Here is a 26,395-nt window from a genome sequence, read left to right on the forward strand (position 1 = left end):
ATACGAAAGGTTATGCCTTGGCGTCATCGTCTCGGGCCACCTCATACCGGACCGAGCCCTGCCCGGCCACGCCGCGCCCCGCCGCCTCGGGCTGGGCACCGCGGACGGCACTGCGGACGTAGCGCTCGGGGCGGCCCTTGAGACGGTCGGAGGAGTGAAGCTGCCAGGGCACGCTGGTGACCATGACACCGGGCTGGAAGAGCAGGCGCCCCTTGAGCCGCAGCGCGCTCTGGTTGTGCAGCAGGTGCTCCCACCAGTGGCCGACGACGTATTCCGGGATGTAGACGGTCACCACGTCGCGGGGCGAGCGGCGGCGCAGCGACTTGACGTACTCCAGGATCGGCCGGGTGATCTCGCGGTAGGGCGAGTCGAGCATCTTCAGGGGCACCGGGATGCCCCGCCGCTCCCACTCCTCCTGCAGTGCCCGGGCCTCCTCGCCCTCCACACCCACGGTGACCGCCTCCAGCGTGGAGGGCCGGGTGGCGCGGGCGTAGGAGAGGGCGCGCAGGGTCGGCTTGTGGATTTTGGAGACCAGGACGATGGCGTGGTTGCGCGCGGGGAGCATCGCCTCCTCCACATGGGCGTCCTCCGCCACGGCGAGTTCGCGGGCCACGTTCTCGTAGTGACGGTGGATGGCCTTCATCATCAGGAAGAGCACCGGCATGGCCACGCAGACGATCCACGCGCCGTGGGTGAACTTGGTGAGCAGCACGACCACCAGCACCACGCCGGTCATGACGGCGCCGAAGAAGTTGATGACCCGCGAACGCTGCATCCGCATCCGGGTCTTGGGGTCGCTCTCGGTCTTCAGATGCCGGGTCCAGTGCCGGACCATGCCGATCTGGCTCAGCGTGAACGACACGAAGACGCCCACGATGTAGAGGTTGAGCAGGCGGCTGACGTCGGCCTGGAACCCCCACAGCAGCAGGCACGCGCCGGCGGCCAGGATGATGATGCCGTTGGAGAAGGCCAGCCGGTCGCCCCGGGTGTGGAGCTGGCGGGGCAGGAACCGGTCCTGGGCCAGGATGGAGCCGAGCACCGGGAAGCCGTTGAAGGCGGTGTTGGCCGCGAGGAACAGGATCAGCGCGGTGACGGCGGCGATGACGAAGAAGAACAGCGACCCGTTGCCGAAGACCGCCTCGGCGACCTGGGCGATGATCGGCGGCTGGTAGTAGTCGGGACCGGCGGGTCGGCCGTTGATGAGCACGTTGTGGGCGGCGACGGCCGGGTCGGCCAGTTTGACGCCGGAGGCCAGGCCGAGCGCGATGATGCCGACGAACATCGTCACCGAGATCAGACCCATCATCAGCAGCGTGGTCGCGGCGTTCTTGCTCTTGGGTTTACGGAAGGCGGGCACGCCGTTGCTGATGGCCTCCACGCCGGTGAGCGCGGCACAGCCGGAGGAGAACGCCCGCAGGACCAGGAAGGCCGCCGCGAAGGAGGCCAGGTTGACCTGTTCGGGGATGATCTCGTAGTCGGCGGTGGGCGCGCGCAGCTCGTCGCCGAGGACGAGCAGCCGGAATCCGCCCCACGCGACCAGGCCGATGACCGCGAACATGAAGGCGTAGGTGGGAATCGCGAAGGCCACGCCGGACTCGCGGATGCCGCGGAGGTTGACCAGCGTCAGGAAGACGACGATGGTGATCGCGACCGTCGGCTTGTGCTCGGCGACGTACGGGATCGTGGCGCCCACGTAGTCGACGCCGTTGGCCACCGACACCGCGACGGTGAGGACGTAGTCGACCATGAGGGCGCTGGCGACGGTGAGACCGGCGTTCTGGCCCAGATTGACCGTGGCCACCTCGTAGTCGCCGCCGCCGCTGGGGTAGGCGTGCACGTTCTGCCGGTAGGACGCCACCACCGTGAGCATCACCAGGACGACGGCGGCCGCCACCCACGGGGCGAAGTGGTAGAACGAGATTCCCGCGATGGAGAGAATGACAAGGATCTCCTGTGGCGCGTAGGCCACCGAGGAGAGCGCGTCGCTCGCGAAAACAGGCAGCGCGATACGCTTAGGTAGCAGTTGCTCATGCAACTGCGTACTGCGCAGTGCACGCCCAATGAAAAGGCGCTTGACGAGGTCTGTCACCTTTGGCACGTCTGCCGATGCTAGTCCCCATCTATACGCCCCGCTGACGCGGCACTCCCAAAGCGAGCCATACTGGCTAAGTACATCGGCAACAAGATCCGCCTCAACGCGACCGGCGGGGGAGCATGCATATCGTGATCATGGGATGTGGCCGGGTGGGTTCGACCCTGGCGCACATCCTGGAGGACAGCGGCCACTCGGTCGCGATCATCGACCGGGATCCGCAGGCGTTCCGCCGTCTGCGGGCCGGCTTCCGGGGCCGCCGGGTGACCGGCATCGGCTTCGACCGGGACGTCCTGGAAGAGGCCGGCATCGAGTCCGCGGGCGCCTACGTGGCGGTGAGCAGCGGCGACAACTCCAACATCATCTCCGCCCGGGTCGCCCGTGAGACCTTCGGTGTGGACAACGTGGTGGCCCGGATCTACGACTCCCGGCGAGCCGAGGTCTACCAGCGGCTGGGCATCCCCACCGTGGCCACGGTCCGCTGGACCGCCGACCAGATCCTGCGCCGCGTCCTTCCCGAGGGCGCCGAGCCGCTGTGGCGCGACCCGACCGGGGCCGTCGTGCTGGCCGAGGTGGCCTACCACCCCGGCTGGATCGGCACCCGGACCAAGGATCTGGAAGAGGCCGTGAGCACCCGCCTGGCGTTCATCAACCGGATGGGCGAGACGTTGCTGCCCAAGAACGACTCCATGGTGCAGGAGGGTGACATCCTGCACGTCATGGCGGTCGAAAACGACATGGATCGCATCAACAAGGTGCTGTCCGCGGCGCCGGAGGAGAGTCACTGATGCGTGTCACCATCGCCGGTGCGGGTGCCGTCGGCCGCTCCATCGCCGCCGAGCTCCTGGAGAACGGCCACGAGGTCCTGCTCATCGACATCGACCCCCGGGCCATCAAGATCGACACGGTGCCGCGCGCCGAGTGGCTGCTCGCCGACGCCTGTGAGATCTCCTCGCTGGACGAGGCGGGCCTGGCCAACTGCCACGTGGTCGTCGCCGCCAGCGGCGACGACAAGGTCAACCTCGTCGTGTCGCTGCTCGCCAAGACCGAGTACGGCGTGCCGCGCGTGGTCGCCCGGATCAACCACCCCAAGAACGAGTGGCTGTTCAACGAGTCGTGGGGCGTGGACGTGGCCGTCTCGACCCCGCGCCTGCTGAGCGCGCTGGTCGAGGAGGCGGTGAGCGTCGGCGACCTGGTCCGGCTGATGACCTTCCGTCAGGGCCAGGCCAACCTGGTCGAGCTCACCCTGCCCGACGACGCGCCGGTCGTCGGCCAGCGCGCCGGTTCGGTGCCGTGGCCGACCGACACCGCCCTGGTCGCGATCCTTCGCGAGGGCCGGGTGCTGGTGCCCACCGACGACGACCCGCTGGAGGCCGGGGACGAGCTGATGTTCGTGGCCAGCCAGGAGGTCGAGCAGGAGCTGGCACAGCTCCTGTCCCCGCATCGAGCCGCGCACTGACACGCGCGCCCGCGGGCGCGAACCATCCGCTGGACGACATCGGTCCCGCAGGGTTTGCCCTGCGGGACCGATGTCGTCAGGAGACGGCGGCCTGGACCGGGGTCCGGCCTCTGGCCAGCAGCCACACCATGGCGGCAAGGCTCGCGACCTGGAGCGGCCAGCCCATCGCGATCTTGAGAATGCCCAGCTCGGCGACGGCGTCGTCCCCGCCGATCAGATACACCGGCAGTTGCACGGCCACCCGGATCACGCACGGGAGCATCAGCATCCAGGTGAGCTTGGAACAGAGCCTGACGACGGCCGGATCGCCGCGCCAGGACGTCGGATCGCCGGTCACGGATCCGATCAGGAAGCCCACCACCGGCCACCGTACGACGATGGACAGCAGCATCACCACGGCATAGCCCGCGTTGTAGAGGATGCCGGGCAGGAAGACGTCCTTCGCGTTGCCGGTGCGGGAGGCGAAGAACGCGCCGATGCCGATGCCGATCAGACTGTTGATCACGAACTGGGGCGTCGAGCGCTGCACCAGCCGCACGGCCAGCAGCACCACCGCGGCCGAGATGCTGACCAGCAGGGACATCTTCAGGTCCGAGGTGCCGATCCACATCCCGGTAAAGGTGATCGTGGGCACGGCCGCCTCGATGATGCCTCGCACTCCGCCGAAGGCCTTGGCGAGCTGGCCGCGCATCGCGGCCTCCACCGTGTCGTGCGCGACGGTCTCATCAGCACCGGTCATCTTCTCGCTCACCGCTTTGTGGTCATCGATCTCAGGCACCGCTTGCCGGACGCAGTTCGTATCGGGGATTGAACATCACCTTGCGTCCATCTTGCACGCTGACCAGCCCTTCGGCCAGGATCATCCGGCCCGGCTCGATTCCGATGATCTTCCGGCGGCCCAGCCAGATCAGGTCGATCACATCCGACCCGTCGTAAAGCTCGGCCTCAAGCGCGGGCGCGCCCCCACGGGGCCGCAGCGTCACAGTACGGAGCGTACCGGTGACGCAGAACCTGCGGCGACCGCCACAGGAGACGATGGGGGTGGCACCGTGCCGATCGAGATCCTGCTGGAGTTCGCTGGCCTCCAGCTCGGCCTGACTTGTCGTCAGCCGCCGGAAGAAACCTCGAAATCCGCCCTGTTTATGCGGTTCCTGAGAACCCACGGTTTCTCCTTCACATACGTGTTGAATCAGCGTACGCGATTCCCCACGTCAGCGAATCTCGGCTATCTCCGGACCGCGCTCGAACGGGTTGAGGTCGGGCACGGGGCGGGAGTCGGCCTGCTGCTCCATGGCCTGTCTGGCCTCCGGAGGGAGCCTCAGCTCGATCGCCTCCTTGGGAGCCATCGGCTCGTCCCCGCGCACCACCACGATGTCGCGGATGACGTCCTCCAGCGTGGCGGCGACCTCGGCGTCCGTGGCGGCACGCCCGCTGATCACCGCGCGGAGGAACCAGCGCGGGCCGTCGACGCCGATGTAGCGAACCGGCTGGACGCCTCCCTCGGCCGGGATCCGGGCGGCCAGCTCGACGCCGAACGGCCCCTCCTGCTCCTCGACCGTCCCATCGGCGCTCCTCACCCCCTCGGCCAGCTCGCCGCGAACCTCCTCCCAGATGCCGTTGCGCTTGGGCGCCGCGAACGCGTGCACCTGGAGGGCGCTCTCCTTGAATATGATGACCGCTCCGACGATGTGGTCACCGGCCAGGTTGAGCTGCACCTCGAATCCGGGATCGACCGGGAGGCGCATGCCCCCGAGGTCGACTCGCTCCCGTTCCGAGTGCGGCTCGCCCGCGTCCCACGGGCCGGACTCACGCGCCTGGACCGGCTCGGTCTCCTCGGCCACAGCCGGGGACTCCTCGCGACGGCGACGATTGAACACTTCTCTCACGCTCCCTAAAGATTCGCTGGTCGCCCATTGCGTCGGGCCCACTCGCCTACCACTTCGCTCATCTCCCGGCCGGCTCGCCCGCCTGCCCCACCGGCCGCCCATCTGGCCGGGTTCGCTCCCCCACGTGCCGCTCAGCGGCCGGTCGACCCGAACCCGTTGGCTCCTCGCGCCGATCCGGGCAACCGGTCCACCTCGTAGAACGCGGCCTTCTCCACCCGCTGGATCACGAGCTGCGCGATGCGGTCTCCCCTGCGCAGCCGTACCGCGTCCTTCGTGTCGGTGTTGAGCAGTGTCACCTTGATCTCCCCCCGGTAGCCCGCGTCCACGGTGCCGGGCGCGTTCACGAGCGTCAGGCCGTGTTTGGCGGCCAGGCCGGAACGCGGGTGGACGAACGCGGCGTACCCGTCAGGCAGGGCGATCGCCACCCCGGTGCCCACCATGACCCGTTCTCCGGGGAGCAGCTCGACGTCCTCGGCCGTGTAGAGGTCCGCTCCCGCGTCGCCCGGGTGGGCGTAGGACGGCAGCGGCAACTCGGCGTCCAGCCGGTGGATCAGCACCTCGACGTTGTTGGTCACGGGTTCACCTCATACTCGTGGTGCTCGTCCATGATGGCCTGGGCGTCGCCGTGCTTGGCGAAGTGCTCCATGTCCACCTCGATGAATAGCGCGGCGGCCCGCACGGCGACCGGGCCGTCCGGCGAACCGATCCGTCCCTCAGCCTCAAGGTACGCCTTCCGGCCCGACATTCCGTTGCACCAGGCGCGCAGATGCAGCGTGGTGCCGACCGGGACCGGCGCCAGGTAGTCGGTCTCCAGCCGCCCGGTGACGTAGGGACGCTGGAACAGCCAGACGGACATGCCGATGACCTCGTCCATCGCCGCGGCCAGCACTCCGCCGTGCGCGAGGCCCGGTGCGCCCTGATGCGCCTCCCCCACGGTGAACTCGGCGACCACCGTCATCCCGTCGGGGGTGGTGGCCTTCAGATGCAGGCCGGTCGAGTGCTGGTCCCCGCAGCCGAAGCAGCGGCTGTAGTGCGAGCCGAGCGCGGTGCCGGGGGTGGGGGCGCCGGGAGCCGGGAGCATCCGGGCCGCCCCTGGCGGAGGGGTTGTCATGGTGGAACGGGTCACGGGGCAGAACGTTACCCCCTGGGCTGCGGGGATTCCTCATTCACCGGCTCATCGGGCTCAACGGGTCCGAGCTCGGGTCCTGACCCGAGCTCGGGCACCGGCTCCGGTCCCGGCTCCGGCTGAGGTCCGCTCCCGGGCTCCGGTTGGGATCCGTTCCCCGGCCCCGGCTTCGGTTCCGGCGCGGACCTCGGCCCCGGCTCCGTTCCGGGCTCCGGCACCGGCTCCGGTGGGGGCAGGGGGAGCCGATCGTTGACGAGCTCGGGCAGTGCCCGGTAGAGAACCGCGGCGATCGGCACCGCCACCGCGGCCCCGGCGATGCCCGCCAGGATGCCGCCCACGGCCAGCACCAGGATGATCGCCAGCGGGTGGAAGTGCAGCGCCCTGCCGACGATCAGCGGCTGGAGCACGTGATTCTCCAGCTGCTGCTCCACCACCAGGATGCCGAGGAAGATCAGGGCGTAGATGGGGCCCTGGGCGCCGAGGGTGACCAGCGTGGCCAGGGCACCGGCGAAGAAGATGCCGACGATGGGGATGAAGCTGGCCAGGAAGATCAGGACGGCGAGCGGCGCCCAGAGCGGCACCCCCATCCCGGCGAGCACGATACCCATGATCACGCCGTGCACGGCGGCCACCGCCACCGTGCCCTGCACGTAGTGCGAGAGCGTCACCCAGGCGGTCCGCCCGGCCCGGTCGACGCGGGGCGCGGCCGATCCGAACGCTCCCAGGAACCACGACCAGATCCGGTCGCCGTCCTTGAGCAGGAAGAACGTGACGAAGAGCAGCAGAACGATGGCGGCCAGCACCTCCAGCGCCACCGTGGCTCCGGTGAGAACGGTCTGGGTGACCTGTCTCTGCTGCGTGGTGACCTGCGTGGCGATCTCGTCGATCCACTTGCCGATCTGGTTGGGCTGCAGGTGCAGCGGCCCGGTGTAAAGCCAGTTCTCCACGGTCTTGGAGGTCGCCTTCACCTGGTCGACCAGCCGGGGGAACTCGTCGTTGGCCCGCACCCCGACGATCCAGCCCGTGCCGCCCAGCACCGTGAGCGCGACGAGCATGGTGATCCACGTGGCGTAGATCGGCCGTATGCCCATCGCCCGGAGCCTTCGGGTGATCGGGAACAGCAACGCCGTCAGCAGCAGCGCGATGGCGACCGGCAGCGCCACGATGTACAGCGTCGCGATGAACTGGGCGAAGTAGAAGACGGCCCAGCCGACGATGATCAGGCACAGGCTCCACGCGGCCAGGCGGAGCAGCGTGCGCGGCACCAACTGCGTCAGACGTTCCCGATCGGAGATCACGCTTTCCAGACTGTCATGTCCCGGCCAGGAACGCGCGCGGTTATCCTCCTGGCAGATTAAAGGAAAGGCCCGGTCACCTGGACCGGACCTCTCCGCATGTGGTTCGGATCACCGCGCCGGAGCGGCGCGGATCAGCGCTCCTCCGGCGGCCGAGAGATCACCCGATCATCGAGGTAGCAGCTGCAGTTGCCGCACCCTGGGGGCATGACCTGTCCTCCCCTCACTTTGGTCCCTCGACCGTACGGCAGGCGCCCGATCCGTGTGAAGGGTGGAGCTCCCTCACGTCAAGGTCCGGGGTCCTTCCCGGGAGGGAACAACCCCGAACCCCTGCGCGCGGAGCGCGGCGAGCGTGAGGGACCACAGGTCAAGCGTCCCCGGTGGCTCCGATCAGGCGAGGGTGACCTCCACCAGCAGGTCGCCCTCACCCGGCCGGAGCACGAACTCCTCGACGACGCCCGCGCCGCACAGGTCGTCCTGTGCCTGCCGTACGAGGTCGGCCTGGGCGCCGGCGACGGTCAGCCGGGAGACCTCGCCGCGCATCGAGAGCTTGGCGTCGGACTTGGCCTTGCGGACACGGCCGAGGACCGCGGCCACCACCGGGAGCAGCTCCGGCTCGCCGTTCACGTCGGGGGCCGTGGGCCAGGCCGTCCGGTGCACCGAACCCTCACGCCACCAGGACCAGACCTCCTCGGTGACGAACGGAAGGAACGGGGCGAACAGCCGGAGCATGACGTCCAGCGCCTCGCGCAGCGCCGCGTGGGCCGAGCGCGCGGCCGGGCCCTCGTCGTAGGCCCTGACCTTGACCAGCTCCAGGTAGTCGTCGCAGAACTCCCAGAAGAACCGCTCGGTCCGCTCCAGGGCGCGGGTGTAGTCGTAGTCCTCGAACGCCTCGGTGGCCTCGCGGACCACCTCCGACAACCGGGCCAGCATCGACAGGTCGATCGGCTCGGTGACCTCGCCGCCGTCCTCGCCCAGCCCCAGGACGAACCGGGAGGCGTTAAGGATCTTGATCGCCAGGCGGCGGCCGACCTTGATCTGACCGGTGTCGAACGCGGTGTCGGTGCCCGGACGGCCGTTGGCCGCCCAGTAGCGGACCGCGTCCGAGCCGTACTGCTCCAGCAGTCCGAGCGGGGTGACCACGTTGCCCACGGACTTCGACATCTTCTTGCGGTCCGGGTCGAGGATCCACCCGGAGATGGCGGCGTGGCGCCAGGGCAGGGTGCCCTCCTCCAGGTAGGACCGGACCACGGTCGAGAACAGCCAGGTCCGGATGATCTCGTGGGCCTGCGGGCGCAGGTCCATCGGGAAGACCTTGTCGAACAGTTCCTTGTCCCGCTCCCAGCCGCCGGAGATCTGCGGGGTCAGCGAGGAGGTGGCCCAGGTGTCCATGACGTCCGGGTCGCCGATGAAGCCGCCCGCCTTGCCCCGCTGGTCCTCGGTGTAGCCGGGCGGCACGTCGGTGGAGGGGTCCATGGGCAGCATGGACTCCTCCGGCAGGATCGGCGAGGAGTGGTCGGGCTCGCCCGCGTCGTCCAGCGGGTACCAGACCGGGATCGGCACGCCGAAGAACCGCTGCCGGGAGATCAGCCAGTCACCCGCCAGGCCCTCCACCCAGTTGTCGTAGCGGACCTTCATGTGGGGCGGGTGCCAGGACAGCTCCTCGCCGCGCGCCAGGAAGGTCTCCCTGAGCTCGCGGTCCCGCCCGCCGTTGCGGATGTACCACTGGCGGGTGGTGACGATCTCCAGGGGCCGGTCGCCCTTCTCGTAGAACTTCACCGCGCGCTCCACCCGCCGCGGCTCGCCCTCCATGTCGCCGGACTCGCGCAGCAGCTCCACGATCCGCTCCCGGGCGCTGTGCACGGTCTTGCCCGCCAGCTCGGCGTACGGCTCGGCCGGGACGCCCTCGGGCGCCTCGGGGAGCATCCGGCCGTCCCAGCCGATGACGGCCCGGGTGGGCAGGTTCAGCTCACGCCACCAGGTGACGTCGGTGATGTCGCCGAAGGTGCAGATCATCGCGATGCCGGAACCCTTGTCGGGCTCCGCCAGATGATGGGCCAGCACCGGCACCTCGACGCCGAACAGCGGCGTCCTCACCGTGGTGCCGAACAGCGGCTGGTAGCGCTCGTCGTCCGGGTGGGCGACCAGCGCCACGCAGGCGGGCATCAGCTCGGGACGGGTCGTCTCGATCCAGACGCGGTCGCCGAACCCCTTGGCCTGCTGTTCCCCCGACAGCCTGAACCCGAGCCGATGGAAGGCGCCGGGCCACTCCCGGTCCTCCAGCTCGGCCTGGGCGACGGCCGTACGGAAGGTGACGTCCCAGAGTGTGGGCGCCTCCGCCATGTAGGCCTCGCCTCGGGTCAGGTTGCGCAGGAACGCCCGCTGGGAGGCGGCCCGCGCGCCGCCGTCGATGGTGGCGTAGGTCAGCGACCAGTCCACCGACAGGCCCAGCCGTCGCCACAGCTCCTCGAACGCCTTCTCGTCCTCAAGCGTGAGCCGCTCGCACAGCTCGATGAAGTTTCTGCGCGAGATCGGGACCTGACGCCGGGCGTCGGGCTTGGCCGGCGGCTGGAACTCCGTGTCGTAGGGGATCGAGGGGTCGCAGCGCACGCCGAAGTGGTTCTGCACCCGGCGCTCGGTGGGCAGGCCGTTGTCGTCCCAGCCCATGGGGTAGAAGACCTCGCGCCCGCGCATGCGCTGGAAGCGGGCGATCGTGTCGGTGTGGGTGTAGGAGAAGACATGGCCGACGTGCAGGGATCCGGAGACGGTCGGGGGCGGGGTGTCGATCGAGTAGATCTCGTCTCGCGTGCGCGACCTGTCGAAACGGTAGGTGCCGTCGGCCTCCCAGCGGGCTACCCATACGGTTTCCAGCCCGTCGAGAGTCGGTTTCTCGGGCATGGGCGCATGGCGCAGTCGCTGTTGTGTCATGCCTCCCTATGGTATGGCTTCGCGCGATGTTGTGCTGAAGGAGACTAGTGTTCTGGTGCGGAGCGAAAGGAGAGCAACCATATGGCCGACAAGACCGAAAAGCAGGACATGATGTGGCGGGCCATCGGCGGCCTGGTGGGCCTGGTGACGGCTTGGGCTGCCAGGAAGGTCATCGGGTTCGCCTGGGAGAAGGCGACCGGCAAGAAGCCGCCGGCCGACCATGAGTCGCTGGACATCAGCCTCGGCGAGGCGATCGGCTATGCCGTGGTGATGGGGGTGGGCATGCAGGTCGCGCAGATCGTGGTGACCCGCACCGCCAGGAAGCGCTACGACGCCTGGAGGACCCTGAGGGACACGGCCAAGGAAGTCGCCTCCTGACGGCGGGACGCCCGTACGCGGCGTGAAGATCAGGATTCGAGGGCGGCGAGAAACTCCTTCGCCCAGCGGTCCACGTCGTAGGTCGCCACACGCCGGCGCAGCGAGCGCATCCGGCGGGACAGGTCGTGTGGCGTGGCCCGCATGGCGGCCAGCATCGTCCGCTTGAGGCCGTCGATGTCGTAGGGATTGACCATGAACGCCTGCCGCAGCTCGTCGGCCGCCCCGGCGAACTCGCTGAGCACAAGCGCGCCGCGAAGGTCGTTGCGGCAGGCGATGTACTCCTTCGCGACCAGGTTCATCCCGTCGCGCAGCGGCGTCACCACCATCACGTCCGCCGCCAGGTAGAGCGCGGCCAGCTCGTCGCGGCCGTAGGACTGGTGCATGTACTGCACCGGCTGCTGGCCCAGCTCTCCCTGCTCCCCGTTGATCCGGCCGACCTGCAGCTCGATCGAGTCGCGCAGCCGCATGTATTCCTCGACCCGCTCCCGGCTCGGCGTCGCGATCTGCACGAACGCCGCCTCCCCCGGCTTGACCGAGCCCTCGCAGAGCAGCTCCTCGAACGCCTGCAGCCGCTGGCCGATGCCCTTGGTGTAGTCGAGCCTGTCCACGCCGAGCAGCATGCACTCGGGGTCGCCCAGCTCCGCGCGGATCGCCTTGGCCCGTTCGATGATGTGCGGCTCGCGGACCAGGGAGTCCAGCTCGCCGAAGTCGACCGAAATGGGGAACGCCGCGGCCCGCACGATCCGGTCCCCCACCAGGATCTCGTTCTTCTGGTGCTGGAGGCCGAGCAGGCGGCGGCAGAGCCGGATGAAGTTGGACGCGCCGCCGGGTCGCTGGAAGCCGACCAGGTCGGCGCCGAGAAGACCCTCCACGATCTCCCGCCGCCAGGGGAGCTGCCAGAACAGCTCGACCGGGGGGAAGGGGATGTGCAGGAAGAAACCGATGCGCAGGTCGGGGCGGAGCTCGCGCAGCATGGCCGGGACCAGCTGGAGCTGGTAGTCCTGGACCCACACGACGGCGTCCTGCGCCGCCTCCTCGGCGGCGGCGCGGGCGAAGCGCTCGTTGACCGTACGGTAGGCCTCCCACGTGACGCGCGAGTAGACCGGAGGGGCGACCACGTCGTGGTAGAGGGGCCAGAGGGTGGCGTTGGAGAAGCCCTCGTAGTAGAGCTCCACCTCCGACTCCGACAGCGGCACGGGGATGAGCTGCATGCCATCGTGTTCGAAGGCCTCCACGTGCTCGCCGGAGGCCCCGTGCCAGCCGATCCACGCGCCCTCACGGCGTTGCAGGACGGGCGCTATCGCTGTGACCAGCCCGCCGGGGCTGCGCCGCCACATGTCCTGACCCACCCGATCAACCGGAAGGCGATTCGCCACGATCAGAAACGAACTGCGGCCCTGCACAAAATCCTCCAGGTAGTTGGTTTCCTAGTACAACTACCCAATTCAGGCTTTTCTATGACTTTCCGGGTGGAAGTGCCTCTTGATGCCTCAGATCAGCCCGAACGAGGTCGGCGAGCTTCTTGGTGGCCGCGCGGTTGAGCGCTCCACCGGCCACGGCTCCGGTGAGGAAGGGGCCGAGCGTGGTCAGGTGACGCCCGAGGGTGCGCATCAACCGGTTGCGCAGCGCGGTCTTGGTGGCGGTGCCCAGGGCGATGGTGACGGTGGAGGGGGACATGGGGTCCACACCGCGCTGTCTGGACCAGGCGTTCGCGAACGCCATCGCCCGCTGGGTGCCGCTGCCCGGCACCTGGACGCCGTACACTTCGTGAAGCTCCGCGATGAGCTTGACCTCGATCGCCGCGACCACGAGAGTCTCGGCCACGAGCTGGGCGGGAGCCGACAGCAGGAGCGGCGGGGCGGCGAACTCGGCCGCCGCGAGGGCTCCGCCGATGGCACCGACCGTCATGGTGGCCTTGGCGGCGGTGCGCGCCAGGTCGTCGGCCAGCGCCTCAGAGGTGAGCCCGTGGTGATGCTCGGAGAGGGTGGCCAGATCACGGATGGGGATGCGGGGCGCCACGCTCATGAACACGTCGGCCAGCCATCGGCCCCGGCCGATCTTTGACTCTTTGGCCTTCTTCGCGCCCGAGGCCAGCGTCGCCGACAGGCGGCCGAGCAGCTTTCGCCGCTCGGCGCCATTCATGTCGCCAGGCTCCACCAGCCTGCCGACGATCTCCGCTACTTCCCGGCCCGATGCGCCGGCCGACTCCTCGGTGGTGGAGTCGTCCGGCTCGGCACCGGTCTGTTTGTTCTCTGACGTCATGTCGCGGAACCTCCTCAAGGCCGTCCTTGAGGCCCTACCCTTGCATGGCGGGGCACACATCGGACAAGCCATCGGAACGATCGTCAGGCCGCGCACTCCCGGCAGATCTGCTGGCCGTTGCGCTCAACGGCGAGCTGGCTGCGGTGATGCACCAAGAAGCAGCGCGCGCAGGTGAACTCGTCGGCCTGACGAGGAATCACCCGGAGCGAAAGCTCCTCGTTGGACAAGTCCGCGCCCGGCAGTTCGAGCGACTCGGCGAGATCCGTCTCGTCGATGTCGATGCTGCCCGAGGACTTGTCGGTACGGCGTGCCTGCAGTTCCTGAAGACTGTCCTCATTGAGGTCGTCGTCGGTCTTGCGTGGGCTGTCGTAATCGGTAGCCATCGGTCTGCTCCATCCCCCTCATCTATCTGGTTGCGCTTGTCAGTCTGTCTGCGCTCGCTGGCGCGTGTAACGTTTGAGAGGCACAACTTGTGCCCGATCCGACAGATAGATTCCTGCTTCGGTACCCCGCCGGAATGGTCACTGAACCTCCCTACACGTGAGGGACTTACCGCCAATGGCGCTGGTTAGCCAAATATGGCGTAAACCACAGCATTGGCGGCATGAGCCACCGTGTTCGACGGCACATCCAACCACATGTACGGCGTGAGCGAGACGCCCCCCGCCGGATCAACGTGGCTGGAGTCTCACGGTTACCACGAGACCTCCTCCGTCCCTGGGGACGGCGGTCACGTTGCCCCCATGAGCGCGCACGACCGCACGGACGATGGACAGCCCGAGACCCGCTCCCTTGGACGAATCGACCCGGTCGGCGTTGAGCCTCCGGAACGGCTCGAACAGACTGTTCACTTCATATGCGGGCACATGCGGCCCTGTGTTGGCCACCTGAACAACCAAGGCACCCTCCGCCATTCCCGTACGCACCCACAAACGCCCGGAATCGAGAAGGTTGTGTTTGATGGCGTTCTCCACCAGGTTCGCCACACAGCGTTCCAGGAGCACCGGATCGCCTACGGTCTCGGCGCTCCGCAGCTCCGTGATAACGGTGACACCCGCCTCCTCCGCGCGCGAGGAGAGCTGGTCGACGGCCGTCTCGGCCACGTCCTTCATGTCCACCGGCTGGCGCACGCTCAGCTCACGCTCGCTGCGGGCCAGCAGCAACAGGCCCTCGATGAGGCGCTCGTTGCGGGCGTTGACCTCCAGGAGGGTACGGCCCAGCGCCTTGAGATCCTCCGACGCCTCGGGGTCGCCCAGAGCGATCTCCAGGACCGTCCGGTTGATCGTCAACGGGGTGCGGAGCTCGTGCGAGGCGTTGGCCACAAATCTTCGTTGTGTGTCGAACGCCACATTGAGTCTGGTCAGCATGGCGTCGAAGGTGTCGGCCAGTTCCTTGAGCTCGTCGTCGGGACCCTGGAGGTCGATCCGCTCGTGGGCGAGCGTGGTGCCGGAGAGTTTGCGGGCCGTCGCGGTCATCTGCTGGATCGGCTTGAGCGCCCGGTCCGCGACGAGATAGCCGATGATGATCGCCAGGATGCCCACCCCCGCCAGGGCCAGCAGCGACCGGCTGAGCAGAGCCTTGCGCGCCTCGTAGACCGCGGCTTCCTGGGCCCAGTGCCATTTGTCCTGGAATTCCCTCTGGACCTCGGATGAGGCGTCCGAGAAGGTGACGACCGGCCAGGCCTCGTTGATGGCCCAGCTCACCAGTATGTAGATCACGAACAGGAACAGCATTCCCGCCACGAAGAACAGCACGCCGTACGTGATGGTGAGCCGCCACCGGATGCTGACCCGGCTGACGACGGCCCGCAACTGGTCCAGGGGCGAGGACCGGACCGGGGAGGCCCCCACGGGGGGCGGGCCGTCCCACACCGGCGGGCCGGTCGGCGGCGGCGGGACCTTCCCCGCGAGGGTCTTCCCCGCGGGGGCGGACTTCCCGTCCTTCCCGGCGCCCCGCTCGGAGTGCGGGCTGATCATCGGATGGGTCGGCAGGGAGTCGCGCGGCTCATCCGCCGGAACGATCGTGGGCCGCTCCTCTTCCCCGCCCGCTGGAACTTCCCCGCCCGCTGGAACGCTCACAACCTGTATCCGACCCCGGGCACCGTCTCGATCACCTGAGGCTCGCCCAGCTTCTTCCTCAGGGTCATCATGGTGACGCGCACCACGTTGGTGAACGGGTCGATGTTCTCGTCCCACGCCTTGTCCAGCAGGTCCTCCTGGCTGACGACGGCGCCCTCGGCGCGCATCAGCTCCTCAAGAACCGCGAACTCCTTCTTGGTGAGCGAGATCTCCTCCCCGTTCCTGGTCACGAGCCGCTTACCCGGGTCCAGGCAGACCCCGCCCCGCTCCAGCACCGGCGGCAGCGCCGGAGCCGAGCGCCGTCCCAGAGCCCGCACCCGCGCGACCAGCTCGATGAACACGAAGGGCTTGGCCAGGTAGTCGTCGGCGCCCAGCCCCAGCCCCTCCACCTTGTCGTCGACGTCGCCAGACGCGGTCAGCATCAGGATCCGCGACGCGACCCGGTCGGCGACCAGGCGGCGGCAGACCTCGTCCCCGTGGACCTTCGGCAGGTCCCGGTCCAGGACGATCACGTCGTAGTCGATGTAGTCGGTCCGCTCCAGCGCGGCGGCGCCGTCATAGGCCACGTCAACCGCCATGGCCTCGCGCCGGAGCCCGGTCGCGATCGCGTCTGCAAGCACCCGCTCGTCTTCAACCACAAGCACCCGCACAGCCCTGGCACCTCCTGTGAAATATGGAATCAACCGCTGGAACGGCTCCTCATTCTCGCCACATTCCCCGTAAGCCGGTGGTAAGGCCGGGGCCACGATAAACACTCAGCGTGATGTGGGCCACATCCAGGTTTAGCCGCCGCCTCTTGCTGGGTACAGCACAAAGCCAGTCCCCGCAGCCATCCCTCAAGCCCGCCCCCGTGAGAAAGAAGGTGAGATGGGCGAGTTCACGACCACGATCAAACACCGCCTCGACCAGGCCTACAAGAACCTGCAGGAGGCCAGGTCAACCGGCGACGACTACCTCGCCGACACCCTCACCGCCGAGATCGAGGATCTCCACCGTCTGGCCACAGACAACGGCATCCCCATCCAGGGTTGACGCGGAAAGAGCCCCCAGGCCCCGAGCCTGGGGGCTCTTTTCACGTCTCAGGCGTCGCGTTCGGGATCCAGCGGCGCCAGCAGGTCGTGCAGCTCCTCGAACAGCTCCGGCGCCGCGCAGAGCGTCAGCCCCGGGTTGTACGGCTTGCCGTTGAGCCCCCCGATCCTGGCCCCGGCCTCGGCGGCGATGAGACCTCCGGCCGCGTAGTCCCAATACTGCGGGCCACGCTCGTAGAAGCCGTCCACCCGGCCGGCGGCCACCGAGCACAGATCGGAGGCCGCGGAGCCGCCCCTGCGGATGTCACGCACGCGCGGCAGCACGTGGGCGAGCACCTCCGCCTGGACCTTCCGCCGCCCGGTCTCGTAGCCGAACCCGGTGGCGATCAGGGCCCGGTCCAGCGGCACACCGGTGTTGCAGCGCAACCGCTCGCCCGCCAGCCACGCGCCCCCGCCCTTGACCGCGGTGAAGACCTCGCCGCGCGGCACGACGTTGACCACACCCGCGACGATCTCACCGTCGACCTCCACCCCGATGCTGACCGCCCACTCGGGCAGGCCGTACAGGAAGTTGACGGTCCCGTCGATCGGATCCACGATCCAGCGGACCCGGCCGTCGCCGGTCGAGCCGCCCTCCTCCCCGAGGATCGCGTCGCCGGGCCTGACCGCCCTGATCCTGCGGCGGATCAGCTCCTCCGACGCCTTGTCCAGCGCTGTCACCACGTCGGTGGGGCTGGACTTGGTGGCCAGGACCTCGGGCCTGGCCGGCCGTTTGGCCAGGAGCATCTCCCCGGCCTCTCTGGCGATCTCCTCGGCCAGCCGGGCGAAGGTCACAGAAGTCTCCACGATCCCTCACCGCCTCTCACGACAGTGCTCATGGTCGCTCACCCTTCCTCACTCGCTCCGCGGACCGCTCGTCCCTCGCGGCCCACTCCGCTCGCTCGATCGGGTTCACGACAGCGACTCCGGCCGCTTCCACTGCTGGCCCAGGACGTGCTGGGCCAGGAAGGCGAGCACGGTCTCGTACCAGACCACGACGTTGCCGGGCTTGAGCACCCAGTGGTTCTCGTCGGGGAAGTACAGGAACTTCGACTCCACATCCGAGCGCTGCAGGTCCCACCACAGCCGCAGGCCCTCGCCGATCGGCACCCGGTAGTCCTTGTCCCCGTGGATGACCAGCATCGGCGTGGAGATCTTCTCCAGCGCTGAGTGAGGGGAGAGCTTCTGGTAAAGCTCGTTGCCCGGGGTGCCGAACTCGCGCTGCCAGTACATGGAGGCGTCGGTGGTGCCGGCGAACTGGTCGAGGTTCCACAGCGAGGCATGGGTGACGATCGCCTTGAACCGGTCGGTGTGCCCGGCGATCCAGTTGGCCATGTAACCGCCGAACGAGCCGCCCATGGCGGCGGTCCTGGTGGCGTCGATCTCCGGCAGCTCCAGTGCGGCGTCGGTGAGCGCCATCAGGTCGGCGTGGGTACGCGGACCCCAGTCGGCCCAGCCACGCCGGATCATCTCGGGCCCGTAACCGGTGGACAGGCACGGGTCCGGCAGCAGTACGGCGTAGCCGTGCTGAGCCATGATCCACGGATTCCACCGCCAGGACCAGTCGTTCCAGCTGGACAGCGGGCCGCCGTGGATCCAGAGCAGGAACGGCGCCGGATTGTCCGCCGAGGCGTCCTCCGGCAGCACGAGCCAGGCCCGGACCGTCGCGCCGTCGTCGGCCGTCGCGGTGACCTCGGTGAGGGTTCCGGGCAGCTCCAGCGCGGGGGCCGGGGAGTCCAGTTCCTCGATCGTGCCGTCGGCGGTGACGCGGACCGGTCCCGCCGCCAGGTTCACGGCGCTGCGCAGCGCGTACACGGTGCCGTCGGGCGCGACGTTGAGTGACAGGTAGGCGGCGTCGTCGGGCGTGAGCCGTACCGGCTCGGAGCCGTCGGCCGGAACCCGGAAGATCGGGCGGCGGCCCTGGTCGTCGGCGGCCACGTAGAGGGAGCGGGAGTCGGGCGACCAGACGACGTCCATGGGCCACAGCGCCCCGCCCGCGGCGTGCCCCTCGCCGGTGGCCAGGTCCACGATCCACAGGGTGCTCTCGGGGATCGCGACGGTGTCGGCGTGGTTGCCCCGCACGCACGCGACCAGGCGCCCGTCGGGAGAGATCTTGACCGGCCCCTCGAAGTCGTAGCCCTCCTGCTCGGCCAGGATCCGCTGGGCCCCGGCGTCGGCCGTCTCGATCGCCACCAGCCTGGTGCGGAGCTCGCCCGCCGGCAGCGGCACCGCCCAGGTCGTCACGACCGTGGCGCCGTCCGGGCTCACGTCGTAGGAGGCGTTGGTCAGCGCCTTGCCCGGCTGCGGGCTGAGGTCCCTGATCTCGGTCAGCCGTTCGTCCCCGAGGATCCCGGAGAACAGCCGGGGCTCGCCGGGGCCGAGGTCGTGATCCCAGTAACGCACCGGGTAGCTCTCGTGCAGGATCGCGCTGACCCCGGCTTCCTTGCGCGCCTTGCGCCGCTCCTCCTCGGTGGCCTCGTCGCCGGGGAGCACGTCGGAGCCGAAGACCACGGTCCGGCCACCGGTCGCGAACCCGGTCACACCACCGGGCCTGGAGGCGACCTGCCTGGCTTCGCCTCCGGCGGCGGGCAGCAGCCAGAGCGCCGGCACCTCCTCCTCGGCGTCCTTGACCGTCGGGTCGGGGCGGCGCGAGCCGAAGAGCAGGTCGCCTCCGGCCGTGAACTCCGCCCCGGCCTCGCCCTTGACCGACCTGGTCAGCCGGTACGGCCTGCGCCCGTCGAGAGGGATCTCCCACAGGGAGGTTCCGTAGGACTTGCCGTCGGGGTTCAGCGCCTGCACCACGCTGACCAGGCGATTTCCGTCGGGGGCGAGCCGCAGGGACACCAGCCGGGGGACGCCGACATAGTCACGAATATCGTTAAAAGGGGTCACCGTTCGAACCTACCTCGACCGTTGTCCCCGATCACGCATCCGTGAACAGGTGCCCCGAATCAATCACCTGGAGTGACCGTGCATGAGAACGTCCCGCCATGCGGTTGGATGAATGACATGGGGACTTACGACGCGCTGCTCGTCGTCTCGTTCGGGGGCCCGGAGAAGCCGGACGACGTGATGCCGTTTCTTGAGAACGTGGTGCGGGGCCGGGAGATCCCGCGCGAACGACTGCTGGAGGTCGAGGCGCACTACCAGCGCTTCGGCGGGGCCAGCCCGATCAACCAGCAGTGCCGCGACCTGATCGCGGCCGTCGAGCCGACCGTCGACGTGCCGGTCTACTGGGGCAACCGCAACTGGCATCCCTATCTGGAAGACACTCTCCGTCAGATGGCCGCCGACGGCGTGCGCCGGGCGGCGGCCTTCGTCACGGCGGCCTACAGCTCGTACTCGGCCTGCCGGCAGTACATCGACGACATCACGTTCGCCAGGGCGGCGGTCGAGGGCGCTCCGGAGATCGTCAAGCTCCGGCACTACTTCAACCATCCCGGTTTCGTCGCGGCCATGGCCGACCACACCCGCGAGGCCCTGGACCGGCTGCCCGCCGCGCACAGGGACGCCGCGCGCCTGGTGTTCACCGCGCACAGCATCCCGGTCTCGATGGCCAACACGGCCGGACCGCACGGCGGGGCGTACGAGGCGCAGCTTCGCGAGGCGGCTTCGCTGATCATCGCCGAGCTGGGCGGTGAGCGGCAGTGGGACCTGGTCTGGCAGAGCCGCAGCGGCGCCCCGCACATCCCATGGCTGGAGCCCGACGTCTGCGACCACCTGCGCGAGATCGACGCCCCGGCGGTGGTGCTGGTGCCGATCGGGTTCGTCTCCGATCACATGGAGGTCGTCTACGACCTCGACGTGGAGGCCTCCGACCTGGCCAGGGAGATCGGCCTGCCGCTGGCCCGGGCCGCCACCGCGGGCACCCACCCACGGTTCGTGTCGATGATCGGTGAGCTGCTGGCCGAGCCGGAGCCGGCCATGTGCCTTGCCACCTGTTGCCCGGCCCCGCCTCGCCGTCACGGATAGGCGGGGACGCAGGCCGGGAGACTGTCACGGGTGCGCGGACATAGGCCCGGAGGCCGTCACGGATGCGCGGACGCAGGCCCGGAGGCTGTCACGGATAGGTGCGGGCGTAGGCCTGGGAGATGGACATGACCTTGCTGACGTACGACCAGGAGTGGTTGTAGAACCAGATGGCCTTCTCCAGCTTCTTCCCGCCCCGCCCCGCGCCGTTGGCGCACAGGTAGTTGGCCGCCGAAGGGACGGCGTCGTAGGGGCTCCAGATGTCCGCGACGCCGTCGCCGTCGCCGTCCACGCCGTAGACCTTCCACGTGGCGGGCATGAACTGCATCGGGCCCTGGGCGCCCGCCGACGACGGCCCGTTGTTACGCCCGTGCGAGCTCTCCACCTGGCCGATCGCAGCCAGGACCGTCCATGACAGACCCGGGCAGATCCCGGCTGACTTGCGATACAGCTCCAGGTAGCTGCCGGGCCGTCCGACCGTCGCCCGCCTGATCGCCCGCGGCTGTGTCCCGGTGGTGGTCCTGCCTGTGGTGGTCTTGCCCGTGGTGGTCCTGCCTGTGGAGTTCTTCGCCGTGGCGGTCGTCACGGCACGGTTCCGGCCCACCGTGATCACCTGCGCGCCCGAGCTCAGCAGCTTGCGCACTCCGGCGTTCAAGGTGGTCACCGCCTTCTCCGGGCCGTTCACCAGCAGCGCCACGCCCGGCAGCAGCCCGAGCCGCCGCCCGGTCTCCTCCCCCACCAGGCCGTCCACCCCGGGCAGCCCGAACGAGGCGGACGCCGCGACCCGCAGCTGAGGCCCGCCGTCCACCTGGTACTCCGCACCGAGGACCAGCCCGAAGCGGTTCACCGCCGCGCTCTCGGCGACGAGCTCTCCCTTGACCAGCGCGTTCCACACCGCGGGCTGGTCGGCCACGGCCTTCGGCGCCCAGGCGCGGAACCGGGCCGGGTCGACCGCGAGCAGGTTGAGCCCTACCCCGGACACCCTGACCGCCCCGCCGTCGAAAGAGTCGATCTTCTGGACGTGCCTGAGCCGGGAGATGTCTTCCTTGGTCTGCTGGGGCAGGGTCGACTGGGAGATCACGAGCAGCCGAGGCGGGGTGAGGGTGACTCCGGGCCCGCCGGTGAACGTGGCCGCCGGAGTCGGACTGGCCGCAGGGGAGCCGGTCGGGGGCGCCGAGGGGCGGGCCAGGAGAGCCGGAGGGCTGGCCGGCGGCGCCGAGGGACCGTTCAGGTCTCGGACGTCGGACTCGGCGGCGGTGGCCGAAAGGGAGTCGGCGGGGCGGACGACGAGGAACACCGCACCGCCGATGACCGCGAGGGCGGTCACGACGGCCAGCACCGCAGCGAATGCCCGCAAACCGGGAAGATGCGACACTGCGCTCACGTTAGCCCCAAGTTGCAGGGGTGTGTGCCGTTGCACGGAAAATGACTTGCTGGGCACCGGTTTGGTGCGAAATCGTCGCTACGATCTACGCCTGAAACAGGTGGGAGGGGACTGTCAGTGGTCGGGCCGTATCGGGGACTTTTCAGTACGCCCGGCGTCAAGGGGTTCGTCATCGCCGGTTTCTTCGGGCGGATGCCGATGTCGATGCTCGGCCTCGGCATCGTGTTGCTCATCGAGGCGCTCACCGACTCCTATGCCATGGCAGGCGCGATCGCGGCCACCGTCAATGTCTCCTACGCCGTCGCCACGCCCCTGAACGGGCGCCTGGTGGACAGGTTCGGCCAAGCCAGGGTAATCGTCCCCCTCACCCTGGCGCACGGCACCGCGCTGACGGGCCTGATGCTCTGTGCGAGGTTCCAGGCCCCTTTGTGGACCATGTTCGCCACCGCCGTCGTGGTCGGCACCACCGCGGTGTCGCTCGGCTCGCTCGTGCGGGCCCGCTGGTCGCACCTGCTGGCCGGGTCGGCCAAGCTCCACACCGCGTTCTCCTTCGAGTCGGTCGCCGACGAGGTCATCTTCGTCGCCGGACCCGCGTCGGTCACCGCCCTGGCCACCATGGTCAACCCCTACGCCGGCCTGGTCACCGCCCTGACCTGCACGGTCGTGGGCACCCTTGCCTTCGCGATGCAGCGCGGCACCGAGCCGCCGGTCAGGTGGACCGGCAAGCGCTCCGGCAGCCCGATCACCATCCCCGGGATCGCCCTGCTGTCATGTGTCTTCCTGGCGATGGGCGCGGTGTTCGGCTCGGTCGACCTGATCACGGTGGCGTTCGCCGAGGAACACGGCGCCAAGCACGTCTCCGGGCTGCTGCTCGCCGCGTTCGCGGGCGGAAGCCTGGTCTCCGGGCTCTGGTACGGCGCGCGGCAGTGGAAGATCTCCCTGCGCAGCCGGTTCCTGCGCGCCCTGGGGGTGTTCGCGGCCGGGCTGACCCCGATCATGCTGATCGGCGACATCAGGATCATGGCTCCGATGCTGTTCCTCGCCGGGCTGGCCATCTCTCCGACGATCATCACCGGTTACACGCTGATCGAGCGGCTGGTCCCGGCCCATCTGCTCACCGAGGGCATGTCGTGGGTCTCCACCTCGGTCGGGTTCGGCGTGGCGCTCGGTGCCTGGGCGGGCGGCCGGCTCACCGACGTGTTCGGCGCCTCCAACGCCTACGGGTTCTCCTTCACCTGCGCGGTCCTGGCCGTGCTCATCGGCGCCGCCGGCTCCGCCTGGCTGCGGACCCCTGTTCCCCAGAAGCAATCATGAGTATTGTTCACATTTGCGGGCGAAGCGAGACGGAGCCGGTGACCGCGGCGTGATCCATGCGTGCTTCGCGACGCCGATCGGCAAGGAGCATGCATGAGCGAGGTCTTTCACAACTGGGCGGGGAACCAGTCGGTCACGCCCGTCGAGGTCCGCACACCCTCCTCGGTGGAGGAGGTGGCGCAGGCCGTACGGGACGCCGCCGCCTCGGGACGCCGGGTGCGCATGGTCGGCACCGGGCACTCCTTCACCGGCGTCGCCCTGACCGACGGCCTGCTGCTGCGGCCGGACGCGCTGACGGGGATCCGCGAGGTCGGCGACGGCTGGGTGAAGGCGGCGGCCGGGACACCCCTCCACGTGCTCAACGAAGAGCTCGACCGGATGGGCCTGGCGCTGGCGAACATGGGCGACATCACCGCCCAGACCCTGGCCGGAGCCATCCAGACCGGCACCCACGGCACCGGCCGGGCGGTCGGCGGGCTGGCCGACCAGGTGCTCGGGCTGGAGCTGGTGCTCGCCGACGGCGAGGTCGTCACCGTGTCCGGCGGCGGCCAGGGGAAGATCCGCGACGGGGTGAGCGAGCAGGACCTCTTCGACGCGGCCCGGGTGGGCCTGGGCGCGCTCGGCGTGGTGACCGCGGTGACCTTCCGGGTGGAGCCGTCGTTCCTGCTGCGCAGCACCCGGCAGCCGATGTCGCTGACCGAGATCCTCGACTCGCTCGACGCGATCACCTCGGAAAACGAGCACCTGGACTTCTTCTGGCTGCCGCACACCGACACCTGCCTGACCAAGCGGAACAACCGGAGCGAGGGGCCGGCCGACCCGCCGAGCGCGTTCAAGCACTGGCTGGACAACAAGTTCCTGGAGAACACCCTGTTCGGCGCGGTGTGCGCGCTCGGCGGGCGTCTCCCCGGCATCATCCCCCGGCTCAACGCGATCTCGGCGGCGGCGCTGTCGGCCTCGACCCACACCGACACCTCGTACAAGATCTTCACGAGCGTGCGGGACGTGCGGTTCCTGGAGATGGAGTACGCCATCCCGCGCGAGCACCTCGGGCAGGCTCTCCGCGAGACCCGCGACCTCGTGGAACGGCGGGACTGGAAGATCACCTTCCCGATCGAGGTGCGCGTCACCCCGGCCAGCGAGGCCTGGCTGTCCACGGCGTATGGCAGAGACTCGGCCTACATCGCCTGCCACATCTACCGGCCGACGCCGAACCCGGCCTACTTCGAGGGCGTCGAGGAGATCATGACCAGGCTCGGCGGCCGCCCGCACTGGGGCAAGCTCCACACCCGTGACGCCGCCTACCTGGCCACGGTCTACCCGCGCTTCGCCGACTTCCAGGCGCTACGGGACCGGCTGGACCCGCGGCGCGTGTTCGCCAACGACTACCTGGACACCGTCCTGGGCTGACCGGCCCCACGGCCGCCGTCCTGTGACCCGGGTGCCCAGGACGTCACGGCGCCGTACGGCACGGGCCTCACGGCGACGTGCGGCGTGCGCCCCTCACTCGACGCCGGAGTCGGGCTGCCGGCTGGGCCCGCCGCCAGGGGAGTCTTCCTGGTCGGGAACCCCCGTCTCATCCGGAAGCGGGTCGGTCTGCTCCTCGCTGGGCTCCGGCGACGGGGCATCCTGGGTCGGGCTGGACGACGGGCTCGGGGCCGGGGTCGGCGTCCGCGTGGACGGAGGCGTGGGGGTGGGCTCCGGCTTCTCCTCCCGCTCGGGCTCCGGGCTCGTCACCGGGCCGGAGGTCGCCCTGTCCGGGGTCGACGGCAGTGGCACGGCCGGCCGGGACGGCTTGGACGGCCTGACCGGCTCGGGGCTCGTGTCCCGCTCTCCGGCACCGGGGTTGAGGCTGGTGCCCGAGCCTTTCTCACCCTTGAGAGTGCTCGACACGGGCTGCCCGCTGAGCTTCTCGAATCCCAGGATGGCGCCCATGCTCAGCACGAACGTCACGAGTGCCGTCACCGCCAGCATCCACACCTTGACGCGGGGACCGTCGTTGGCATGGGGGCCGCCGGAGCCCCGGGGGCCGTCGGCGATCCGGGGCAGCTCGGCAGTGACGGGGCCGTCGACGATCTTGGGCAGCTCGTCAGTGGGAGAATCGCCGGTGATCCGGGGCAGCTCTGCCGTGGCGGAACCGTCGACGACCCTCGGCAGCTCGACCGTCGCCGGGTTCGTCTCCACGACCAGGCCGTCCAGGCCGTCGGCGCTCTCCACCGCGGCGGCGAGGACCGGGATCACCGAGGTCGGCGCGTCCGGGTCCACCGGAGCGAGCCTCCCGGCCCCTTCCGCCCGGGCCTCCTCTCGTGCCGCGACCCGGACGGTGGCCCGCGCGGCCGTCGCCAGCTCGCCCTCGCCTTCCACCTTCCTGGGATGATCGTCTTGGGTCTCGTTTCCCACCATGAGGGTGATCTGGTCACCGGTGCGTCTGAGGTAGTGGGTGTAGACGGCCCCGCCGACCGTGCTCCCCACGCTCATCACGGCCGCGCCGATCACCGTTCCGGCGACCCCCAGATATGACGCGGCCACCGCCGCCGTCATCGTGGCCAGCGCGCCCCCCACGATTTGCGGCAGGTTCAGATCGAACCTTCGTTCGCCGCCCATTCCCCGAATCAGTCCCTTCTCACGAGCTTTCGGTAAAGGGGTACGCAAAGGCTCCCTCGAAGAATGACGCATCGGCGTGTCCTGTTGTTCCTGTGACTTGTGCGACAGGCAGATTCGCAGACGCCCCGCGCCGCTCAACCCCGAGGGAGTCCGCTGGAGATGACCTTCTCCCGCCGTTCAGACCCGTCGCCGCTCCACGTCGCCCTGGCGGTCACGACCGCCACCGGCGGCGGGGACACGGACCGTACCAGCTCACCTCCGCACGCTTCCGGGGTCCCCGCACCCCGCAGGACCGGGGGGCCGGCCTCAGTGTCGTCTCCCGTCACTTGTCTCAAGTCCACAGCGGCACCCGGCGTTATTCGGAAGAATCCGTCGAGGACCTCGGGCGTGCTGCTCCACACCGGTGCCTGATAGATAGATGAATGGAGCAAATGTGACCGGCGTCACATCGCTGCGAGCCCCATCCAGGAAGGCGATGTTCGGACATGCCGGGTACGGTGCTGGCAGGCAACCGGCACACGCGAGAGACTCAAGGGTCCGGGGGAAGATTGAG

At 69.2% G+C, this 26,395-nt stretch carries 24 protein-coding genes; 7 read left to right on the forward strand and 17 right to left on the reverse strand.

Translation table 11 applies throughout. The features are described from left to right. Window positions 1-10 precede the first annotated feature (10 nt). A complete protein-coding gene (locus ACFY2X_RS13080) occupies window positions 11-2,098 on the reverse strand; it encodes an APC family permease (protein WP_389936965.1) in 2,088 nt (695 codons plus the stop codon). Between the two features lie 116 nt (window positions 2,099-2,214). Between ACFY2X_RS13080 and ACFY2X_RS13085 the strand changes: the two genes are divergently transcribed. Then, entirely contained in the window at window positions 2,215-2,880 is a 666-nt protein-coding gene (locus ACFY2X_RS13085; RefSeq protein WP_389936968.1) for a potassium channel family protein, read from the forward strand. Continuing rightward, window positions 2,880-3,551 (forward strand): potassium channel family protein, encoded by a 672-nt coding sequence (locus tag ACFY2X_RS13090; protein ID WP_389936971.1) that lies wholly within the window; start codon window positions 2,880-2,882, stop codon window positions 3,549-3,551. The genes ACFY2X_RS13085 and ACFY2X_RS13090 overlap by 1 nt, the downstream gene beginning before the upstream one ends. 76 nt (window positions 3,552-3,627) lie before the next feature. Here ACFY2X_RS13090 and ACFY2X_RS13095 read toward each other — a convergent pair whose 3' ends face one another. The 7 genes from ACFY2X_RS13095 to valS all read right to left on the reverse strand — a co-directional run bounded on the left by ACFY2X_RS13095 (window position 3,628) and on the right by valS (window position 10,786). Then, the gene (locus ACFY2X_RS13095) at window positions 3,628-4,290 is read right to left on the reverse strand and encodes a DUF3159 domain-containing protein (RefSeq protein ID WP_389936974.1); all 663 of its coding nucleotides are present in this window, start codon (window positions 4,288-4,290) and stop codon (window positions 3,628-3,630) included. Between the two features lie 31 nt (window positions 4,291-4,321). Beyond that, on the reverse strand, window positions 4,322-4,714 hold the full coding sequence (locus ACFY2X_RS13100) for an OB-fold nucleic acid binding domain-containing protein (protein ID WP_389936977.1): 393 nt from the start codon (window positions 4,712-4,714) through the stop codon (window positions 4,322-4,324). A 48-nt stretch (window positions 4,715-4,762) separates the two neighbouring features. After that, the gene (locus ACFY2X_RS13105) at window positions 4,763-5,428 is read right to left on the reverse strand and encodes a DUF3710 domain-containing protein (RefSeq protein ID WP_389936980.1); all 666 of its coding nucleotides are present in this window, start codon (window positions 5,426-5,428) and stop codon (window positions 4,763-4,765) included. A 140-nt stretch (window positions 5,429-5,568) separates the two neighbouring features. Next, a complete protein-coding gene (gene dut, locus ACFY2X_RS13110; RefSeq protein ID WP_389936984.1) occupies window positions 5,569-6,012 on the reverse strand; it encodes a dUTP diphosphatase in 444 nt (147 codons plus the stop codon). After that, window positions 6,009-6,563 carry a PaaI family thioesterase gene (locus ACFY2X_RS13115; RefSeq protein ID WP_389936987.1) on the reverse strand — a complete coding sequence of 185 codons (555 nt, stop codon included), beginning with the start codon at window positions 6,561-6,563 and terminating at the stop codon, window positions 6,009-6,011. The genes dut and ACFY2X_RS13115 overlap by 4 nt, the downstream gene beginning before the upstream one ends. Window positions 6,564-6,574: 11 nt before the next feature. Beyond that, window positions 6,575-7,861 carry an AI-2E family transporter gene (locus ACFY2X_RS13120; RefSeq protein WP_389936990.1) on the reverse strand — a complete coding sequence of 429 codons (1,287 nt, stop codon included), beginning with the start codon at window positions 7,859-7,861 and terminating at the stop codon, window positions 6,575-6,577. Window positions 7,862-8,248: 387 nt separating this feature from the next. Continuing rightward, entirely contained in the window at window positions 8,249-10,786 is a 2,538-nt protein-coding gene (valS, locus tag ACFY2X_RS13125) for a valine--tRNA ligase (protein ID WP_389936993.1), read from the reverse strand. An 81-nt stretch (window positions 10,787-10,867) separates the two neighbouring features. Between valS and ACFY2X_RS13130 the strand changes: the two genes are divergently transcribed. Beyond that, complete coding sequence (locus ACFY2X_RS13130) at window positions 10,868-11,164, forward strand: DUF4235 domain-containing protein (RefSeq protein WP_389936996.1); 297 nt, start codon at window positions 10,868-10,870, stop codon at window positions 11,162-11,164. 29 nt (window positions 11,165-11,193) lie between these two features. Here ACFY2X_RS13130 and ACFY2X_RS13135 read toward each other — a convergent pair whose 3' ends face one another. From ACFY2X_RS13135 to ACFY2X_RS13155, 5 genes are all read right to left on the reverse strand, one after another. Next, a complete protein-coding gene (locus ACFY2X_RS13135) occupies window positions 11,194-12,567 on the reverse strand; it encodes a trehalose-6-phosphate synthase (RefSeq protein WP_389936999.1) in 1,374 nt (457 codons plus the stop codon). Window positions 12,568-12,619: 52 nt separating this feature from the next. Beyond that, window positions 12,620-13,426, reverse strand: coding sequence for a hypothetical protein (locus ACFY2X_RS13140; protein ID WP_389937002.1), 807 nt, complete (start codon window positions 13,424-13,426; stop codon window positions 12,620-12,622). A gap of 83 nt (window positions 13,427-13,509) precedes the next feature. Then, window positions 13,510-13,809: a DUF4193 domain-containing protein gene (locus ACFY2X_RS13145; RefSeq protein ID WP_012893211.1), complete on the reverse strand. Its 300-nt coding sequence runs from the start codon at window positions 13,807-13,809 to the stop codon at window positions 13,510-13,512. Window positions 13,810-14,097: 288 nt separating this feature from the next. Further along, window positions 14,098-15,402, reverse strand: a complete 1,305-nt coding sequence (locus tag ACFY2X_RS13150; protein ID WP_389937674.1) for a sensor histidine kinase — start codon at window positions 15,400-15,402, stop codon at window positions 14,098-14,100. Window positions 15,403-15,500: 98 nt separating this feature from the next. After that, window positions 15,501-16,154: a response regulator transcription factor gene (locus tag ACFY2X_RS13155; RefSeq protein ID WP_389937007.1), complete on the reverse strand. Its 654-nt coding sequence runs from the start codon at window positions 16,152-16,154 to the stop codon at window positions 15,501-15,503. 217 nt (window positions 16,155-16,371) lie between these two features. On the opposite strand from ACFY2X_RS13155, the gene ACFY2X_RS13160 reads away from it, so the two are divergent. Continuing rightward, entirely contained in the window at window positions 16,372-16,536 is a 165-nt protein-coding gene (locus ACFY2X_RS13160; RefSeq protein WP_389937011.1) for a hypothetical protein, read from the forward strand. 47 nt (window positions 16,537-16,583) lie between these two features. Here the strand turns inward: ACFY2X_RS13160 and ACFY2X_RS13165 are convergent, their stop codons facing one another. Both ACFY2X_RS13165 and ACFY2X_RS13170 read right to left on the reverse strand, forming a co-directional pair. Continuing rightward, window positions 16,584-17,378: an inositol monophosphatase family protein gene (locus ACFY2X_RS13165; RefSeq protein ID WP_389937014.1), complete on the reverse strand. Its 795-nt coding sequence runs from the start codon at window positions 17,376-17,378 to the stop codon at window positions 16,584-16,586. Window positions 17,379-17,483: 105 nt separating this feature from the next. Then, window positions 17,484-19,463 carry a S9 family peptidase gene (locus tag ACFY2X_RS13170; protein ID WP_389937016.1) on the reverse strand — a complete coding sequence of 660 codons (1,980 nt, stop codon included), beginning with the start codon at window positions 19,461-19,463 and terminating at the stop codon, window positions 17,484-17,486. A 117-nt stretch (window positions 19,464-19,580) separates the two neighbouring features. Here ACFY2X_RS13170 and ACFY2X_RS13175 point away from each other — a divergent pair, with 117 nt between their 5' ends. Beyond that, window positions 19,581-20,543 (forward strand): ferrochelatase, encoded by a 963-nt coding sequence (locus ACFY2X_RS13175; RefSeq protein WP_389937019.1) that lies wholly within the window; start codon window positions 19,581-19,583, stop codon window positions 20,541-20,543. Window positions 20,544-20,631: 88 nt separating this feature from the next. Here the strand turns inward: ACFY2X_RS13175 and ACFY2X_RS13180 are convergent, their stop codons facing one another. Then, the gene (locus tag ACFY2X_RS13180; protein ID WP_389937022.1) at window positions 20,632-21,897 is read right to left on the reverse strand and encodes a lytic transglycosylase domain-containing protein; all 1,266 of its coding nucleotides are present in this window, start codon (window positions 21,895-21,897) and stop codon (window positions 20,632-20,634) included. A gap of 144 nt (window positions 21,898-22,041) precedes the next feature. On the opposite strand from ACFY2X_RS13180, the gene ACFY2X_RS13185 reads away from it, so the two are divergent. Continuing rightward, complete coding sequence (locus ACFY2X_RS13185; RefSeq protein WP_389937025.1) at window positions 22,042-23,238, forward strand: MFS transporter; 1,197 nt, start codon at window positions 22,042-22,044, stop codon at window positions 23,236-23,238. A 93-nt stretch (window positions 23,239-23,331) separates the two neighbouring features. Beyond that, window positions 23,332-24,648 carry a D-arabinono-1,4-lactone oxidase gene (locus tag ACFY2X_RS13190; RefSeq protein ID WP_389937028.1) on the forward strand — a complete coding sequence of 439 codons (1,317 nt, stop codon included), beginning with the start codon at window positions 23,332-23,334 and terminating at the stop codon, window positions 24,646-24,648. A gap of 93 nt (window positions 24,649-24,741) precedes the next feature. Here the strand turns inward: ACFY2X_RS13190 and ACFY2X_RS13195 are convergent, their stop codons facing one another. Further along, a complete protein-coding gene (locus tag ACFY2X_RS13195) occupies window positions 24,742-25,842 on the reverse strand; it encodes a hypothetical protein (protein ID WP_389937030.1) in 1,101 nt (366 codons plus the stop codon). Window positions 25,843-26,395: the final 553 nt, after the last annotated feature.

Origin of the sequence: Streptosporangium sp. NPDC000396, assembly GCF_042898655.1 — a bacterium.
In the GTDB taxonomy this organism is placed as follows: domain Bacteria; phylum Actinomycetota; class Actinomycetes; order Streptosporangiales; family Streptosporangiaceae; genus Streptosporangium.